Annotated in this window: 1 rRNA gene; it reads right to left on the reverse strand. The window is 54.4% G+C overall.

The annotated features are described in order from the left end of the window. Window positions 1-2: 2 nt before the first annotated feature. A 23S ribosomal RNA gene (locus ADJ83_RS04985) occupies window positions 3-1295 on the reverse strand; the annotation flags it as partial.

Here is a 1295-nt window from a genome sequence, read left to right on the forward strand (position 1 = left end):
TTTTAGTTAAGTCCTCGATCTATTAGTATCAGTCAGCTCCACATGTCGCCACGCTTCCACCTCTGACCTATCAACCTGATCATCTTTCAGGGATCTTACTAGCTTACGCTATGGGAAATCTCATCTTGAGGGGGGCTTCATGCTTAGATGCTTTCAGCACTTATCCCTTCCGCACATAGCTACCCAGCGATGCCTTTGGCAAGACAACTGGTACACCAGCGGTGCGTCCATCCCGGTCCTCTCGTACTAAGGACAGCTCCTCTCAAATTTCCTACGCCCACGACGGATAGGGACCGAACTGTCTCACGACGTTCTGAACCCAGCTCGCGTACCGCTTTAATGGGCGAACAGCCCAACCCTTGGGACCGACTACAGCCCCAGGATGCGATGAGCCGACATCGAGGTGCCAAACCTCCCCGTCGATGTGGACTCTTGGGGGAGATAAGCCTGTTATCCCCGGGGTAGCTTTTATCCGTTGAGCGATGGCCCTTCCATGCGGAACCACCGGATCACTAAGCCCGACTTTCGTCCCTGCTCGACTTGTAGGTCTCGCAGTCAAGCTCCCTTGTGCCTTTACACTCTACGAATGATTTCCAACCATTCTGAGGGAACCTTTGGGCGCCTCCGTTACTTTTTAGGAGGCGACCGCCCCAGTCAAACTGCCCACCTGACACTGTCTCCCACCCCGATAAGGGGTGCGGGTTAGAATGTCAATACAGCCAGGGTAGTATCCCACCAATGCCTCCACCGAAGCTAGCGCTCCGGCTTCCAAGGCTCCTACCTATCCTGTACAAGCTGTACCAAAATTCAATATCAGGCTGCAGTAAAGCTCCACGGGGTCTTTCCGTCCTGTCGCGGGTAACCTGCATCTTCACAGGTACTATAATTTCACCGAGTCTCTCGTTGAGACAGTGCCCAGATCGTTACACCTTTCGTGCGGGTCGGAACTTACCCGACAAGGAATTTCGCTACCTTAGGACCGTTATAGTTACGGCCGCCGTTTACTGGGGCTTCAATTCAGAGCTTCGCGCGAACGCTAACCCCTCCTCTTAACCTTCCAGCACCGGGCAGGTGTCAGCCCCTATACTTCGCCTTGCGGCTTCGCAGAGACCTGTGTTTTTGCTAAACAGTCGCCTGGGCCTATTCACTGCGGCTCTCGCAGGCTTGCACCCGCAAGAGCACCCCTTCTCCCGAAGTTACGGGGTCATTTTGCCGAGTTCCTTAACGAGAGTTCTCTCGCTCACCTTAGGATTCTCTCCTCGCCTACCTGTGTCGGTTTGCGGTACGGGCACCAT

It is taken from the genome of Bacillus sp. 522_BSPC (assembly GCF_001076885.1).
Lineage (GTDB): Bacteria > Bacillota > Bacilli > Bacillales > Cytobacillaceae > Niallia > Niallia hominis.